Below are 260 nucleotides of genomic sequence, written 5' to 3' on the forward strand. Positions count from 1 at the left end.
AGCTTTCCAAATTGTTAAAGAGCTTGATTCAATAAAATGAACCATTTTTAAAGACTCTCTTAAGAGAATACTTAAAGATGGTGGAGCTATGCGGGATCGAACCGCAGACCTCCTGCGTGCAAGGCAGGCGCTCTCCCAGCTGAGCTATAGCCCCATCTAGGTCGATATTGGTGGGTCTGAGTGGACTTGAACCACCGACCTCCCGCTTATCAGGCGAGCGCTCTAACCAGCTGAGCTACAGACCCAATATCGTCTCTTAA

2 tRNA genes are annotated in these 260 nt (G+C 48.1%); both read right to left on the reverse strand.

The annotated features are described in order from the left end of the window. Positions 1-78: 78 nt before the first annotated feature. A tRNA-Ala gene (locus tag ACFI6G_RS22275) sits at positions 79-154 on the reverse strand. 14 nt (positions 155-168) lie between these two features. Further along, positions 169-245 (reverse strand) — tRNA-Ile (locus tag ACFI6G_RS22280). Positions 246-260 lie beyond the last annotated feature (15 nt).

This window comes from Vibrio sp. PSi01, assembly GCF_054960695.1.